The organism is Plantibacter sp. Mn2098, assembly GCF_049319745.1.
In the GTDB taxonomy this organism is placed as follows: Bacteria; Actinomycetota; Actinomycetes; order Actinomycetales; family Microbacteriaceae; genus Plantibacter.
In genome coordinates this window covers 237,893-253,626 of sequence record NZ_JBMOUH010000004.1, presented here as the reverse complement: position 1 = coordinate 253,626, position 15,734 = coordinate 237,893, and the positions used below count along the sequence as shown (strand labels likewise).

The following is a 15,734-nucleotide window of genomic DNA, read 5'->3' as shown; positions in this document are numbered from 1 at the left end:
ACCACCGTCCACCAACCCACGCTCGACCGCACAAGGAGACAGATCATGGCATTCGGACGACGCAGGCGCGGCAGCCTGCTCCAGGCAGCGGCGACGACCGCGGTCATCACCGGAACAGCAGCAGCGACGAGCAACGCAGTGCACAACCGCGCGGCGCAGAAGCAGGCAGCACAGCAGCAGGCGGCGGCCCAGGCGGCAGGCGCGCAGCAGACGGTTCCTGCACAGGCGGCGCCCATCGCCGAAGTTTCCACAGTTCCAGCAACGGCCGCCCCGGCCGCTTCCCCCGCCGGTAGCGTCAATTCCGACCTCATCGACCAGCTCACGAAGCTCGGAGAACTGCACGCGGCCGGTGTCCTGACGGACGAGGAGTTCGCGCAGCTCAAAGCGAAGGCGATCGGCTAGCGTCCTCGACCCGCAGCACCCGACAGCACCCGGCACCACCCAGCACCAGCCAGCACCAGCCAGCAGCGCCCAGCACCGCATCCGCACTGACCGCGACACCGGCACCACCCACACCAAGGAGCGAACGATGACCGCAAGCACGGTCCCAGCCGGCATCCAGACCGAGGCGAAAGCCTCCTGGCTGCCGCTCATCGTCGTGGTGCTCACGCAGATCCAGGCGTCGTTCGCGGTCAACGCGCTCACCGTCTCGATGGGCGGCATCACCGCCGACCTCGACACGCCGGCCACCACGATCGGCACGGCGATCACGGCCGGAACGTTCGCGATGGCCGCGTTCATCCTGCTGGGGGCCAAGATCGGCGCCAAGTTCGGCACACGGCGGGTGTTCCAGATCGCGGTCGTCATCCACGGTGTCGCCATGGCGCTCGTGGCGCTGAGCGTCAGCCCGGCCATGCTCTTCATCGCGCAGGCCGCCTCCGGCGCCGTCATCGCGCTCATCGCCCCGGCGCTGACCGTGTTCATCGCCTCGAACTTCCGCGGCGCCCAGCAGGGTCAGGCCATCGGGTTCCTCGCTGCAGCCATCCCCGCCGCCGGTGTGCTCGCGCTGCTCATCGCCGGAACCTTCGCGTCGACGATCGGCTGGCGCTACTCGTTCGCCCTCGTCGCGGCCCTGGCCGTCGTGAACCTCCTGCTGAGCTTCAAGCTCAAGTCCGTCCCGGCGCACCCGGACCTCAAGATCGACTGGGTCGGCGCCATGATCGCCGCCGTCACGATCATCCTCCTGAGCTTCGGGTTCAGCGGGCTCGGCTCGTGGGGCATCTGGGTCGCAACGGCGAGCGCCCCGTTCAGCATCCTCGGCGTCTCCCCAGCACCGATCCTCATCATCCTGGGCATCATCGGCGGACAGCTGTTCTTCTCCTGGCTGCGCAAGGGCAAGGCAGAGGGCGCGCCGCGCATCTTCGACCTCGACGTGCTGAAGACGGGTGCGGAACGCGCCGTGACGCTCTGCATGGCCATCATGCTGTTCGTCGGCACGGCGGCCAACTTCCTCATCCCGCTCTACATCCAGGTGGTGCAGGGCCGGTCCAGCTTCGAGACGTCGATCGCGATCATCCCCTACACGCTGTCGATCTTCATCGCGAGCACGGTCGTCGCCAACCTCTACAAGCGGTTCACCCCGCGGCAGCTCGCACGCTTCGGCTTCGTCGTCGTGGCGCTCGGCCTCATCATCCTCGCGCTCACGATCCGCAACGAGTGGGAGCAGGCGTTCGTGGTCATCGGCCTCATCACCCTCGGACTCGGACAGGGCTCGATCGTCGCCCTCGTGTTCAACACGCTGCTCTCCGCGGCCCCCAAGCGGCTGGCGGGCGATGTCGGCGCCTGGCGCGGGCTCGTCCACAACCTCTCCGGCAGCGTCGGCATCGCGGTCGCGACGGTGTTCGCCGTCGGCCTGCTCAGCTCGATGGTGCTCACGGGCGTCACGAACAACCCGGAGCTCAACGAGGAACTGACCTCGCAGGTCAACCTCTACGACATCAACTTCGTCTCCAACGACCAACTCGACGAGGTGCTCGCAGGCACCGATGCGACCCCGGCGCAGGTCGACGCCGCCGTTGCGCTCAACGAGGAGTCGCGCCTGCGTGCGCTCAACCTCTCCCTGCTCGCCCTCGCAGCGCTCGCACTGCTCGCCATCATCCCGGCCGGTCGGATGCCTGGGCGGATGTCCGGGGAGCTGCCGGAGGACATCGATGCGCCCGTCGATGACGCTGTCGAGGCCGCCGCGAACAACGACTGACCCGGGTCGGTCGTGAACGACATCTGGGTCACCTTCGCGATCCTGCTGCTGGCGGTCGTCGCCTTCGTCTGGAACCGCATCCCCGTCGGCATCGTCGCGATCGGGGTCGCCCTCGCGCTGTATCTGACGGGCGTCCTCGATTTCGAACAGACGCTCGCCGGCTTCGGCGACCCCGTCATCGTGTTCATCGCGGCGCTCTTCGTCGTGAGCGAGGGACTCGACGCGACGGGTGTGACCACCTGGGCCGGACAACAACTGGTCCAGCGGGCCGGGACGGACCGCCGCAGACTCGTTACGCTCGTGATGATCCTCGTCGCGATCGTGACGGCGCTCATCAGCGTCAACGGGGCCGTCGCGGCGCTCGTGCCGATGGTGGTCGTACTGTGCATCCGGGTCAAGCAGGTCCCGTCGCAGATGCTCATGCCGCTCGCATTCGGCGCACACGCCGGTTCGCTCCTCGTCCTCACGGGCACACCCGTCAACGTCCTCGTGTCCGAGCTCGCCGCCGACGCCGGCGCCCGTCCCATCGGCTTCTTCGAGTTCGGGCTCGTCGGGCTCCCGCTCGTGGTCGGGACCATCCTCATCGTCGTCCTGTTCGGACCGAGACTGCTGCCCAGACGCGAAGCCGACCACGTCCCCCGCGACCTCAGCGCGCACGCGCAGACGATCGCGACCCAGTATTCCCTGCCAGACGTCACCGGCCTCCTGAACCGGGAGACCGGGCTCACCGAGGTCGTCGTCCCTCCGCGGTCGTCGTTCGTCGGAGAGACGGTCTTCCCCGGCATGGTCACCGACAGCGGCGACCTCGTCGTCGTCGCCATCCAACGCGCGGGCGAGGACCTCGGGCAGACGGAACTCGCCTCCGGAGACGTGATGCTGCTGCGCGGCACCTGGGACGCCCTCGACCTCAACACGGCAGACCCGAACGTCGTCGTCGTGGACGCACCGCAGACCATCCGCAGCCAGGCCGTGCCGCTCGGCCCACGCGCCGGATACGCGATCGCCGTCCTCGTCGCGATGGTCGTGATGCTCGCGACCGGGATCGTGCCACCCGCGATCGCCGCGCTCATCGCCGCCTGCGCCATGGTGCTGCTGCGGGTGCTGTCCGTCAGCCAGGCCCAACGATCCATCTCCTGGACGACCCTCATCCTCGTCGGCGGCATGATCCCGCTCTCCACCGCCATCACCACGAGCGGCGCGGCAGAGCTGCTCGCGAACGGCCTCGTCGAGGCGGTGGGCGCCTCGAGCCCGTACCTCCTGCTGCTCGGCATCGCCGTCGTCACCGCCGTGCTCGGCCAGCTCATCAGCAACATGGCGACCGCGCTCATCGTCGCCCCCATCGCCATCGCCATCGCGACGGAGACCGGCATCTCGCCGCTCCCGCTGCTCATGGGGGTCGCCGTCGCCGCAGCGGCATCGTTCCTCACGCCCGTCGCGACGCCCGCCAATACGATGGTCATGGGTCCAGGCGGGTACCGCTTCGGCGACTACTGGAAGCTCGGCCTGCCGTTGCTCGTGCTATTCGTCGCCGTGGCCACACTCCTCGTCCCGGTCATCTGGCCATTCCATCCGTAGCGGGACGGGATCGCCCTCAGCCCGGCCCCTCGCCCGCAGATTCGACCCTCAGTCCGCAACCTCAGTCCTCACCGCCGTCCAGACCATCAACACGAAGGAAGTCAGACGATGAATCCCCGGCCGCACAAGCTGATCCCGCCCACCTTCAGCCCGACACCCTCACGTTCACCGGAGAACGCCGTCGGTGTCCTGGTGGTGAGCGACCTGTCCTCGAACCTCGACGTCATCGGTGTCGCGATCGAGCCGGAGGGCACCGTTCCGGCCGCGCTCGGCGTCGACTTCGCGACGCTCGCCCGCACGGGCTTCACCGGCGACGCCGGGCAGACCCTCCTCCTGCCGCAGCAGAACGGCCCGAGTTACCTCGCGGTGGGCGTCGGTGCGGCAGACGGCCGTACCGCGGCGTCGCTCCGTGACGTGGTCGCAGCGTTCGCCCGCGCCGCCGCCAAGTTCTCGCGCATCGGCATCGACCTGCACGGGACGTTCCCGCTCGCCCAGGAGACCATCGGCCAGGTGATCGCCGAGGGCGCGATCCTCGCCCGCTACCGGTACACGCCGCTCAAGGCCGACCCGAAGAACGTGCCGCTCGTCTCGCTCGACATCCTCGCCGCGGCCGGCGACGCGCAGGCCGTCACCGAGGGCGTCCGGCGCGGCGAGATCCTCGCGCGCGCGGCCAACCTCGCCCGCGACCTCGCGAACACCCCTCCCGGCCACCTCACGGCGACCGACCTGGGCGACGTCGCCATCGAGGTCGGCGCCGCACACGGCCTCGCGGTCGAGGTCTTCGACAAGCAGCAGCTCATCGAGCTCGGCTGCGGTGGCCTGCTCGGCGTCAACGCCGGCAGCGTCGAGGAGCCGAGGATGATCCAGCTCCGCTACACGCCGACCGATGCGGAGGGTGCGCCGGTCGAACCCACCGCCCACCTCGCACTCGTCGGCAAGGGCATCATGTACGACTCGGGCGGAATCTCGCTCAAGCCGTCCGACCCCATGCACCTCGCGATGAAGATGGACATGGCCGGCGCTGCGGCGGTCCTCGCTGCGATGACCGCCCTCTCCGACCTGTCCTGCCCAACAGCTGTCACGGCGTTCCTGATGTGCACGGACAACATGCCGTCCGGCTCGGCGACGGTCCTCGGCGACGTCCTCACTCTCCGCGGCGGCACGACCGTCGAGGTCAAGAACACCGACGCGGAGGGACGGCTCGTGCTCTCCGACGCGCTGGTGCTCGCGAGCGAGGAGCAGCCGGACGCGATCGTCGACATCGCGACGCTCACGGGTGCGGCCATGATGGCGCTCGGCACCAAGACCGCCGCCGTCCTCGGGAACGACCAGGGCGTCATCGACCAGGCCATCGCATCGTCGAAGGCCACCGACGAGTCCATCTGGCAGCTGCCGCTCGAACGCAGTTACCGCAAGCAGCTCGACTCCGATGTCGCCGACATCTCGAACATGGGCGGCCGGTTCGCCGGTGCGACGATCGCGGCATTGTTCCTCGCGGACTTCGTGGGCGAGATCCCCTGGGCGCACCTCGACATCGCCGGCACGATGCAGGTCGACGCCGACGAGTCCTGGCGCTCGAAGGGGGCGACGGGCTTCGGCACGCGTCTGCTCATCGACCTCGCGGAGAACTTCCAGAAGTAGGAACGCGCTCGAAGCGGGCTCCCGAACGCATCCATGCGTCCGTCTGTCCGCCCACCACCCGTAGCGCGATGCGCTCGCGCTCGCGCTCGCAGGGTAGCGCTCAGAGGCGTCGCTCGCACGGCGACGCCGCGGACATGCGGACAACGCGGAACGGCTCCGACCCAGCAGGGTCGGAGCCGTTCGGCGTTGTCCGCGACGCGTCGGGCGCGAGAACTCAGATGCGAGACCTCAGATGCGACGCGTCAGGCACTCAGCGTCAGTCGGTGCCGGAGTCGAACGCAGCGCCCTCGGAGGCGAGATCCGTCGCGCGGTCGAGCGCATCGGTCGACGCATCGATCGCTTCGCCACCGAGGATCTCTTCCGCCTCGCCGACCTGCAGCTCGCCCACGAGCTCGGCCGTCGGGCCGCCGACGAGACCTGCAGCGGCGTACTGCTCCAGGCGCGACCGGGAGTCCGCGATGTCGAGGTTCCGCATCGTGAGCTGGCCGATGCGGTCGTCCGGACCGAATGCCGCATCGCCGACGCGCTCCATCGAGAGCTTGTCGGGGTGGTAGCTGAGGCTCGGGCCCGTGGTGTCGAGGATCGTGTAGTCGTCGCCACGGCGCAGACGGATCGTGACCTCACCGGTGACGGCGGAGCCGACCCAGCGCTGGATCGACTCGCGCAGCATGAGCGACTGCGGGTCGAGCCAACGGCCCTCGTACATCAGGCGGCCGAGGCGGCGGCCCTCGTTGTGGTAGTTCGCGACGGTGTCCTCGTTGTGGATCGCGTTGAGCAGACGCTCGTACGCGATGTGGAGGAGGGCCATGCCGGGAGCCTCGTAGATGCCGCGGCTCTTCGCCTCGATGATGCGGTTCTCGATCTGGTCGGACATGCCGAGGCCGTGGCGGCCGCCGATCGCGTTCGCTTCGAGGACGAGTGCGACGGCGTCGGCGTACTCGACACCGTTGAGGGCGACGGGACGGCCGGCTTCGAAGCGGACCGTGACGACCTCGGAGGCGATCGCGACGTCTTCACGCCAGAACGCGACGCCCATGATCGGTTCGACGATCTCGATGCCGGAGCTGAGCTCCTCGAGGCGCTTGGCCTCGTGCGTCGCGCCCCAGATGTTGGCGTCGGTGCTGTACGCCTTCTCCGTGGAGTCGCGGTACGGGAAGTCGCGGGCGACGAGCCATTCGCTCATCTCCTTGCGGCCGCCGAGCTCGTTGACGAAGTCGACGTCGAGCCACGGCTTGTAGATGCGCAGACGCGGGTTGGCGAGCAGACCGTAGCGGTAGAAGCGCTCGATGTCGTTGCCCTTGTAGGTGGACCCGTCGCCCCAGATGTCGACGCCGTCTTCCTTCATGGCGCGCACGAGCAGGGTGCCGGTGACGGCGCGGCCGAGCGGCGTGGTGTTGAAGTAGGTCTTGCCGGCGTTGCGGATGTGGAACGCGCCGCACTGGAGGGCGACGAGGCCCTCTTCGACGAGGGCGCTCTTCGCGTCGACGAGGCGGGCGATCTCCGCACCGTACTCCTTGGCGCGGTCCGGAACGGCGCCGATGTTGGGCTCGTCGGCCTGTCCGATGTCGGCGGTGTAGGTGCACGGAACGGCACCCTTCTCGCGCATCCAGGCGACGGCGACGGAGGTGTCGAGGCCTCCGGAGAAGGCGATGCCGACACGCTCGCCGACGGGGAGACTGCTCAAGACTTTGGACATAAGGAAAACTCTACGGTTTCCGGGCGTTCCCCACGAATTCTGGGCATCGCGGATGCTGCGCTCGGGTGAGCGCGGGTCTCTGCCGCGAGCGCGGGGTGGGTGCGGCCCGCGCTCGCGGCGCAGGGTGGCGCGTGCGCGAGCGCATCGCGCTGCACGGGGGGGGTGGCGGGATGGCGGGGACGGAAGCGGGGCGACGCAACCCCTTCCATCCGATGCCGCGACGGCGCACGCTGGCAGCATGACGGATCGGGGTACCGAGGGCGGGGAACGCCGGTTGCCGGTCCCCGCGTGGCTCCGCCGCAGCGACCCGTCCGGCGACGGCCTCGAACTGCGGGTGACGGGCGGCCTCATCCGCGGAGTGCGAGAGGGGGCCATGCGCGTCTGGCGCGGCATCCCCTACGCGGCACCGCCCATCGGCCCGCTGCGGTTCCGGGCGCCGCAACCTGTCATCCGATGGAACGGCGTGCGCGACGCATCCTCCTACGGCGATGTGGCGACCCAGGCGCTCCGCGGGCAGTTCGGCGGCGTCGGGCCGGGGTTCCCGTCCGGCGAGGACTGCCTCACGGTCAACGTCATCTCCGCCGCGAAACCCGCCCGTCGCGGACGTCGACCGGTGATGGTCTTCATCCACGGCGGCGGATACAGCGCGGGATCATCGCGCGACTTCTCCGGGCAGGGGCGCGGCTTCGTCCGCACGGGCGATGTCGTCTACGTGAGTTTCAACTATCGGCTCGGCGCCCTCGGCTACCTCGATCTGTCCAGATACTCCACCCCGGCCAGGCCGATCGACAGCAACCTCGGCCTGCGCGATCAGGTGGCGCTGCTCCGCTGGGTGCGGGCGAACATCGCCGTGTTCGGGGGCGATCCGCACAACGTCACGCTCTTCGGGGAGTCTGCCGGCGGCAATGCGGTGACGACGCTGATGACGCTGCCATCCACCCGGCACCTGTTTGCGAGGGCGATCGCGCAGAGCGCTCCCCCGAACGCCGTCTACCCGGCCGCGCTGGCGGGCGAGTGGGCCGCGGAGTACGTGAAGCTAGTGCGGGAGCAGTTCCACGATGGGCGGGAGCGGGTGTTCGGTGGGCGGGAGCGGATGGGCGGCAGCGATGGCGGCCCCAGTAACAGCGACGGCGGCAGCCCCAGTAACAGCGGCGCCAACCGCACCGGCGGAGGCTGGAGCAGCGCTTCAGCCCCAACCAGCTCCGAGGCGACCGACGAACGTCCAGAGGACGTCGCCGCGATGCTCGACCGCACGTCGGCGACCGACCTCGTGACCGCCTGCCTCACCCTGCAGGAGCGGACGCCCGACCGGTTCCCCGGCACGTTCCCGCTCGCTCCCGTCGTCGACGGATCGTTCGTCCGGGAGCATCCGATGCTGACGTTCGCAGCCGGGCGGGCGCATCGCGTCCCGCTCATCATCGGAACGAATGATCGCGAAGGCACGCTGTTCCGCGGGCGGATCGACATCCTGCCCCGATCGGCCGGGCGTATCCGAGCGGTCTTCGACTTCGCGCCGGAAGGCGCACGACCGGCGATGCACGATGCCTACCCGAACCTGCCGTCGCGAGCCGCCGCCGCGGACTTCGCCGGCGACTACGCGTTCTGGTACCCGAGTACGCGCATCGCGGATCTGCACTCGCGGCACGCGCCCGCGTACGTCTACCGGTTCGATGTCGCGCCACGGCTGTTGCGGATCGTTGGGCTCGATGCGACCCACGGCATCGAGATGCACGCTCTGTTCGACGAGGTGGACAGTCGATTCGGGCGTGGGATGACCGTGCTCGGCGGCCGTGAGTCCTACTCGGCCGCCGGAAGCCGGATGCGCGATGCGTGGCTGCGGTTCGCGTCGGGTCGGCCGCCCGCCGACGACTGGCCGCGCTACACGGAGGAGTTGCGGAGGACCCTCATCTTCGGCGAGGTCGACCGGATCGAGCCCGATCCTCGGGGCGATCGCCGTCGTGCGTGGGCGGCGTTCCTGCCGTTGCCCGCGCCCGTGCCTTGAGCTGCCCTGAGCCGAGCTGGCCTGGTCCGAGTTGCGCTGGTCCGAGCTGCGCTGGTCTGAGCGCCGTCTCATCCGCAGATGATCCCGCCGGCAACTCCCGCACGTCGCCCCATCGACCATAACTCCTTCAATTCGGATGGCGTTGAACCCCGAAACCCCGGAATTCCGGGAAAGTCGGAGCCGGGCGGCCTCGGATTGAAGGAGTTGTGCTCGATGCACTTCGACAAGCTCAGTGACCGGGGGTTGAAGCTCAGTGACCGGAGGGGGCTCAGATCGTCCACCACTCGCGCTTCGACGGCGCACGGGGATCATCCGCCTCCCTGGCGACCTTCTCGGCCCACGCCTTGCCGCTCGTGAGCGCAAGCACCCAGAAGTAGATCGCGAGCGCGGTCGCGACCACCGGCGCGACCAGTGCGAAGGTAGCGGCACGCTTGGTGAGCTGTCCGACGAACCGGAGTTCGAAGACCGCTCCCCACCGCGGAACCAGGAACCAGCAGATGAGCGCAGCGGCGATCGTGGTCACGATCGCCAATGTCAGACTCGCCTTGGGATGCAGGACCGTCGGAAATCGCACTCGAGGACGGCGCAACTCTGCAGGGAGGTCGGAGACTGTTTCGGCACGCTCAGATTCTTCGCGCGGGGACAGGTCCGAAGGCCCGTCCGGCTCCGGCGCAGAAGTGTCCATGAGCCGACTGTAGCGGGCGGGGTTCGGTTGGTGAGCCCGCCGGTCACTGGGCTTGTCGAAGGGGCACTTCGACAGGCTCAGTGACCGAGGCTGGGGCGCAGCGACCGGGGCTGGAAACGCGACGACCGAGCGGGACGCCCGAGGCCGGGGCACCGCTACCAGATGGTGACCCGGTCTGCCTCCGGAAGCCACAGGGCGTCGGTCTCGGTCACACCGAACGCCTCGTAGAACGCGTCGATGTTGCGGACGATCTGGTTGCAGCGGAACTCGTTCGGCGAGTGCGGGTCGATCGAGAGGAGACGGATGACCTCCTCGTCGCGACCCTTCTGCTGCCACGCCTGCGCCCAGGAGATGAAGAAGCGCTCGGCGCCCGTCAGCCCGTCGACGACGGGCGGCTCCTGACCGTTCAGCGAGATCAGGTACGCCTTCCAGGCGATCCCGAGCCCGCCGAGGTCGCCGATGTTCTCGCCGATCGTCAGGGCGCCGTTCACGTGGTGGTCCGGCGTCTGCTCCGGTGCGAGCGCGTTGTACTGCTCGATGAGCGATGCGGTCCTCGCCTCGAACGCTGCACGGTCGGCTTCCGTCCACCAGTCGGTCAGACGGCCGTCGCCGTCGAACTTGGAACCCTGGTCGTCGAAGCCGTGCCCGATCTCGTGCCCGATGACCGCACCGATCGCACCGTAGTTGGCTGCGTCATCGCGGGTCGCCTCGAAGAACGGGAACTGCAGGATGGCGGCCGGGAACACGATCTCGTTGAAACCGGGGTTGTAGTACGCGTTGATCGTCTGCGGAGTCATGAACCACTCGTCACGGTCGAGCGGCTTGCCGATCTTGCCCAGCTCGCGGTCGAGCTCGAACTTGCTGGCGTGACGGATGTTGCCGATGAGGTCGTCAGCGGACAGTTCGAGTGCCGAGTAGTCGCGCCACTTGACCGGGAAACCGATCTTCGGCGTGAACTTGTCCAGCTTCTCGAGCGCTCGAGTGCGGGTCTCCGGGCTCATCCAGTCGAGCTTCTCGATGCTCTGGCGGTACGCCTCGACGAGGTTCGCGACGAGGACATCCATGGAATCCTTGGCAGCCGGCGGGAAGTGACGCTCGACGTAGACGCGGCCGACGGCCTCGCCCAGCAGGCCCTCGACGAGCGAGACGCCGCGCTTCCAACGCTCGCGCTGCTGCGGCGTACCCGTGAGGGTCTTGCCGTAGAAGTCGAAGTTCGCGGCGCTGAATTCCTCCGACAGGTACGGGGCGGCCCCGTGCGCGACCTTCCAGGACAACCAGTCCTTCCAATCGGCGAGGCGCTCCTCGGTGAGGAGTTCGCCGAGACCCTCGATGAAGCTCGGCTCGCGCACGACGATCTCGTCGAAGGCGCCTTCCGGTGCACCGACGGCGTCACGCCAGACATTCAGATCCGGACCACTGCCGTCAGCCCCTGCGGCGAGCGCCGCGGCATCGGCCCAGGTGTACAGGTTGTAGGTCTTCTCGCTGTCGCGGGTGGCGACCTTGTCCCAGTGCTTGGACGCGATGTCCGTCTCCAGCGCGAACACCCGGTCGGCGCGGGAGGCGGCATCGTCGATCCCGGCGAGCTCGAAGATCGTCTGCAGGTGCGCACGGTAGGCATCGCGGATGGCGGCGAAGGACTCCTCGCGGAAGTAGCCCTCGTCCGGGAGGGTGATGCCGCCCTGCTCGGCGAAGACGAGGTAGCGCTCCGGGTTGCCCGGGTCGTTGTCGACGAAGAGCTGCAGGAAGCCGCCGACGCCCTCGCCCTCGAACTCCCCGGAGAGCTGCAGGAACTCCTCGACGGAGCCGACGGCTGCGACACGGGCGAGCTGCTCCGCGAGAGGCGCCGCCCCGAGCTCGTTGGCGCGGTCCACATCCATGAAGCTCGCATAGAGTGCACCGATCTGGCGGCCTTCGAGGCCGTCCGGAGCGGTCTGCGACTCCTCGATGATGGCGCGGACGTTGTTCTCCGCTTCCTCCGCCAGCTGGTGGAACGAACCCCAGCGAGCCTTGTCGTCGGGGATCTCGGTGCGAGCCATCCACTTGCCAGTCACATGACGGAAGAGGTCGTCCTGGGGACGCACCGCCTCGTCCAGTTCGTCAGTGCGGATGCCGGATTCGAGCGGGGCGTCAGTCATGCAGTTCAGCCTAATCCCCGCATCCCCGGGAGCGGCCTGAACATGTCCTGAAAGGTCGTGCGAGGTGATGGCGGTGGGCGTGCGGCGTGCGGACGGGCCGGCGTAGGAGGAGAACGGCGGGCGGGCTGGGATACTGGGGCATGGACATCGATGCCGACGTCGCGGAGCTGCTCGCCACGGTCACCCACAAGATCCGCCGACGAGACGCGGACACGCTGCTGGAACTCTTCGGTCGTGTCACGGGCGAGGAACCACGCCTCTGGTACAAGACGATCATCGGATACGGCGAGTACCACTACCGGTACGAGAGCGGACGGGAAGGCGATGCGGGCGCCGCGGGATTCTCTCCCCGCAAGGCCGCGACGTCGATCTACCTCCCGGACGGCATCGGCGCGCACACCGAGCTGCTCGCGAAGCTCGGTCCGCACACGTCCGGCGTCGGCTGCCTGTATCTGAAGAACCTCGACCAGAACGACCTCACCGTCCTCGAACAGATCATCGCCACGAGCTATCGGACCGTCAGCTCCGGCATCTACGGGCTGCGGGCGCGCGACGGCGGTGTCGGTTCAGGGGCCGACTCCGACGAGTAGCCAAGCCGCTCGCACCCGCTGCACCGTCATAACTCCTTCAATTTGTGCACCCGGCCGGCGACCGCCCCGGAATTCCGCGGTTCCGTCCGTCGACGACGACGAATTGAAGGAGTTATGACGGTGTGGGGATGGAGTTGTGACGGTGCGGGGCACGACCGGGGCCGAGCCGGACATCGACTGCGCCACGGTTCCGGCAGAATCTCCCGGCTCGGAGGACTAGCGTTGAGCCACTGTTGTCGGGTTCGGAAGGGGTGCTGAGTGGACTGGTTGGCCGCCATCCCGCCCGCGGCGCTCATCATCGTCGTGTTCCTCGTGGTCGCCGTCGAGAGCCTCGGCATCCCCCTCCCCGGCGAGACCATCCTCATCACCACGACCCTGCTCGCGGCGACGAGCGGCCTGAACCCGGTCTGGATCGGCGCCGCAGCAGCCGCGGGAGCGATCATCGGCGATTCGGTCGGCTACGTCATCGGCGCCAGATACGGTCGCCGGATCATCTCCGTCCTCAACCGCAGATTCCCCAAACACGTCGGCCCGAAACGCCTCGGCGCCGCCGTGCATCTCATGCGCCGCTGGGGCCCGTGGGCCGTGTTCTTCGGCCGGTTCGTCGCCGTGCTGCGCATCTTCTCCGGCCCGCTCGCCGGCATGTTCCGGATGCCGTACCCGATCTTCCTCACCGCGAATGCGGCCGGCGGAATCGTCTGGGCCGGCCTCGTCGTCACGATCGTCACCCTGCTCGGCAAAGCCGCGACCGAGATCCTGCACCGGTTCTCCTGGGCGGCGCTCGTCGTCGCCGGGGTGGTCGGCATCGTCATCGCGATCGTCGTGGTGTATCGGGCGAGGCGACGGGCGGCGACCGGCGAAGCCCCGGAACCGGTCGTTTCGCTGACTGAAGAGGAGCTCGACGAGCTACTGTCGCCGAACGCGGCCGGGGCGATGCGGGCAGCGGGAACGCGAACGGACGTCGCGCCGAACCCGGCACCCGTCGCAACCCAGCGCGCCGACTTCCGTGCAGCTGTCGGCTACGTCTTCACCCCGATCCGCTGGGCCCTCCGCCGTGTCCCGGTGACCACCGTCTTCGTGACCGTGTTCATCGTCCTCGGTGTCGTCACGGGCGGTCTCTGGCAGCCCATCCACACGGCGCCGTGGTTCTCGAACGTCGCGTTCGGCATCGAGAGCTTCGAAGCCGGCCGCTGGTGGACGATCTTCACCGGCCTGTTCATCACGACCGGACCGGGCGCTTACGCGACCGCGATCATCGGCGCCGCGGTCTTCGGCGGTTGGGTCGAGTACCGGTTCGGCGGGGTGCGGATGGCCGGCATCTTCATCGCCGGGCATCTCGTCGGCGTCCTCGGGGCGTTCGGCGTCGCAGCGGCGCTCGAACCGACCGGATGGGAGTGGGCGCACACCATCACCACAACGCTCGACGTGGGCCCCAGCTGCGGGATCTTCGCGCTGGTCGCGACGTCGACGGCTTTTATGCGGTCGCCGTACCGTCTGCGGTGGCGGCTCGTGCTCGTCGCATGGGTGTCGATCGCGCTCCTGTACATCGGCGACGTCGCCGACCTGGAGCACTTCATCAGCGTCGTCGTGTTCGTCATCGTCGCCCGCATCATGGTGGGCGAACACCGCAGCAGGACCCGCCCGACGGAACGCGACTGGCGGCTCTTCGCGGTCGCCGGCCTCGTCATCCTGGGCGTTGTGCAGGTGCTCATCACGGTGCTGCCGCTCGATGGGCCGCTCGGGCCGACCACACTCACGCAGGGGTCGTGGACCGACGTCCTGTTCGACGCGATCGCGATCGTGCTCATCGTCAACTGGCTGCGGCGCGGGCACCGCTGGGCCTGGTGGGCAGCGATGGCGCTCACGGTGCTCAACCTGCTCGTGACCGTGCTGCTCGTCGTGGTGACGATCGTCACCGGGATTCCCCTCGACTTCGCGACCATCTGGCTGTCGACCGCGATCCTCTGGGTCGTGCAGGCCGGACTGCTCATCGCGTCGAGGCACGCCTTCCGGGTCGCCGCGAACCAGACCCGTCGCAGGCTCCCCGATGCGATCGGGCCGGGTGCGCGGCGGGCCAGGCGGACGGCGGCGGCGATCATCGCCCAGCACGGCGGCGGACCGCTCGCGACGGTCGCACTGCGGCCGGAGAACCGCGTGTTCGTGACCGAGGGCGGGACCCACGCGATCGCGTACCAGCAGCACGGCGGTGTCGCGCTCGCGATCGGCGACCCGATCGGGCCGGACCGGCCGGTGGGCGCGCGGGCCGCCGCCATCACCGCGTTCGCCGACGCCGCCGAGCGGGTCGGGCTGACGCCGAGCGTGTTCGCCGCTTCTGAGCCGGCCGACGCACCCGACGGATGGCGGGTGTCGCCGCTCGGGCGGGATCTGCGGGTGGCGTTGCGGGCGTTCGTTGACGAGGGTGAGGGTGAGGGCGGGGCCGATGGTCGTGTTCCGGCCGTCCGGGCGCTCGACGGGCTCGCTGCGACGGCGGGGTTGCGCAGCATCGTGAAGCCCCTCGCCGAACAGTCGTGGGAGATCCGCAGTCAGGCGCGGGCCTTCACCTCGGTGTGGGTGACGGACCGGCACGTGCCGGAGCTCGGGCTGACGGTCGGCGGGAGCCTCGGCAGCCTGCGAGGCGTTGCGCGGACGTCGGCCGTTGTGGATCGGAACGGGGCGCTGCTGGCGGCGACGACATGGCTGCCGATCGATGGCGCTGGGGGGACGATCGTCGGATGGTCGCTCGATGTCGTGTCGCGGGCGACCGGGGCAGGGGTCGATGTCGGGATTGGTGGCGATGGCAGGGGCGATGGCGATGTCGCGGAGCCCGCGCCGGGAACCGCGCCGACGACCAACGATGCCGTCCGGCTGGCGATCCTCGCCGCGTGCCGGGCGTTCGCCGCCGAGGGCGCGGAGGTCGTGTCGCTCGCGGCGTCCGGATTGGGGCAGGATCGGAGCGAGCCGGACGGGGTGGCCGTTCGAGCGGTCGCCGGCATCGCGGCGCGGGTGGAACCGCTGTTCGGGGCTGCCGACATCGCGGAGTTCGCAGCGGAGCTCGGTGCCGAATCCGTGCCGCTCTCCCTCTTCTGCCGCGAGGACACGGATCAGCCACGGGTGTCGTACGCGATCGCGCGCGGGTTCCTGACGAACGGGCGCTTCGGCGACATCGCGAATCTGAGCGGCGCGCTGCTCAGCCGTTGAGCGGCCGCGGACTGC

General features: G+C 69.1%; 10 protein-coding genes. 7 read left to right on the top strand and 3 right to left on the bottom strand.

Translation table 11 applies throughout. From position 1 onward, the window contains the following. Positions 1 to 45: 45 nt before the first annotated feature. From ACL9RL_RS08425 to ACL9RL_RS08410, 4 genes are all read left to right on the top strand, one after another. Entirely contained in the window at positions 46 to 402 is a 357-nt protein-coding gene (locus ACL9RL_RS08425) for an SHOCT domain-containing protein (RefSeq protein WP_422779780.1), read from the top strand. 127 nt (positions 403 to 529) lie between these two features. Continuing rightward, positions 530 to 2,197, top strand: a complete 1,668-nt coding sequence (locus tag ACL9RL_RS08420; RefSeq protein WP_422779779.1) for an MFS transporter — start codon at positions 530 to 532, stop codon at positions 2,195 to 2,197. A gap of 12 nt (positions 2,198 to 2,209) precedes the next feature. Then, entirely contained in the window at positions 2,210 to 3,772 is a 1,563-nt protein-coding gene (locus tag ACL9RL_RS08415) for an SLC13 family permease (protein ID WP_422779778.1), read from the top strand. Positions 3,773 to 3,880: 108 nt separating this feature from the next. Continuing rightward, entirely contained in the window at positions 3,881 to 5,413 is a 1,533-nt protein-coding gene (locus ACL9RL_RS08410) for a leucyl aminopeptidase (protein ID WP_422779777.1), read from the top strand. A gap of 256 nt (positions 5,414 to 5,669) precedes the next feature. On the opposite strand, the gene argG is transcribed toward ACL9RL_RS08410, so the two are convergent. Then, positions 5,670 to 7,109 (bottom strand): argininosuccinate synthase, encoded by a 1,440-nt coding sequence (argG, locus tag ACL9RL_RS08405; RefSeq protein ID WP_422779776.1) that lies wholly within the window; start codon positions 7,107 to 7,109, stop codon positions 5,670 to 5,672. A gap of 238 nt (positions 7,110 to 7,347) precedes the next feature. On the opposite strand from argG, the gene ACL9RL_RS08400 reads away from it, so the two are divergent. After that, the gene (locus tag ACL9RL_RS08400; RefSeq protein ID WP_422779775.1) at positions 7,348 to 9,111 is read left to right on the top strand and encodes a carboxylesterase/lipase family protein; all 1,764 of its coding nucleotides are present in this window, start codon (positions 7,348 to 7,350) and stop codon (positions 9,109 to 9,111) included. 268 nt (positions 9,112 to 9,379) lie between these two features. On the opposite strand, the gene ACL9RL_RS08395 is transcribed toward ACL9RL_RS08400, so the two are convergent. Both ACL9RL_RS08395 and ACL9RL_RS08390 read right to left on the bottom strand, forming a co-directional pair. Further along, positions 9,380 to 9,634 carry a hypothetical protein gene (locus ACL9RL_RS08395; protein WP_422779774.1) on the bottom strand — a complete coding sequence of 85 codons (255 nt, stop codon included), beginning with the start codon at positions 9,632 to 9,634 and terminating at the stop codon, positions 9,380 to 9,382. Between the two features lie 317 nt (positions 9,635 to 9,951). Next, the gene (locus ACL9RL_RS08390; RefSeq protein WP_422779773.1) at positions 9,952 to 11,931 is read right to left on the bottom strand and encodes a M13 family metallopeptidase; all 1,980 of its coding nucleotides are present in this window, start codon (positions 11,929 to 11,931) and stop codon (positions 9,952 to 9,954) included. 140 nt (positions 11,932 to 12,071) lie between these two features. Between ACL9RL_RS08390 and ACL9RL_RS08385 the strand changes: the two genes are divergently transcribed. Continuing rightward, entirely contained in the window at positions 12,072 to 12,521 is a 450-nt protein-coding gene (locus ACL9RL_RS08385) for a DUF1801 domain-containing protein (protein ID WP_422779772.1), read from the top strand. 258 nt (positions 12,522 to 12,779) lie between these two features. Then, positions 12,780 to 15,719: a VTT domain-containing protein gene (locus tag ACL9RL_RS08380; protein WP_422779771.1), complete on the top strand. Its 2,940-nt coding sequence runs from the start codon at positions 12,780 to 12,782 to the stop codon at positions 15,717 to 15,719. The last annotated feature ends 15 nt before the right edge of the window (positions 15,720 to 15,734 follow it).

What these genes read in the sequence shown, in the direction of transcription:
- ACL9RL_RS08425 (WP_422779780.1), top strand. Translation starts at nt 46, where the DNA reads ATGGCATTCGGACGACGCAGGCGCGGCAGCCTGCTCCAGGCAGCGGCG.
- ACL9RL_RS08420 (WP_422779779.1), top strand. Translation starts at nt 530, where the DNA reads ATGACCGCAAGCACGGTCCCAGCCGGCATCCAGACCGAGGCGAAAGCC.
- ACL9RL_RS08410 (WP_422779777.1), top strand. Translation starts at nt 3,881, where the DNA reads ATGAATCCCCGGCCGCACAAGCTGATCCCGCCCACCTTCAGCCCGACA.
- argG (WP_422779776.1), bottom strand. Translation starts at nt 7,109, where the DNA reads ATGTCCAAAGTCTTGAGCAGTCTCCCCGTCGGCGAGCGTGTCGGCATC.
- ACL9RL_RS08400 (WP_422779775.1), top strand. Translation starts at nt 7,348, where the DNA reads ATGACGGATCGGGGTACCGAGGGCGGGGAACGCCGGTTGCCGGTCCCC.
- ACL9RL_RS08390 (WP_422779773.1), bottom strand. Translation starts at nt 11,931, where the DNA reads ATGACTGACGCCCCGCTCGAATCCGGCATCCGCACTGACGAACTGGAC.
- ACL9RL_RS08385 (WP_422779772.1), top strand. Translation starts at nt 12,072, where the DNA reads ATGGACATCGATGCCGACGTCGCGGAGCTGCTCGCCACGGTCACCCAC.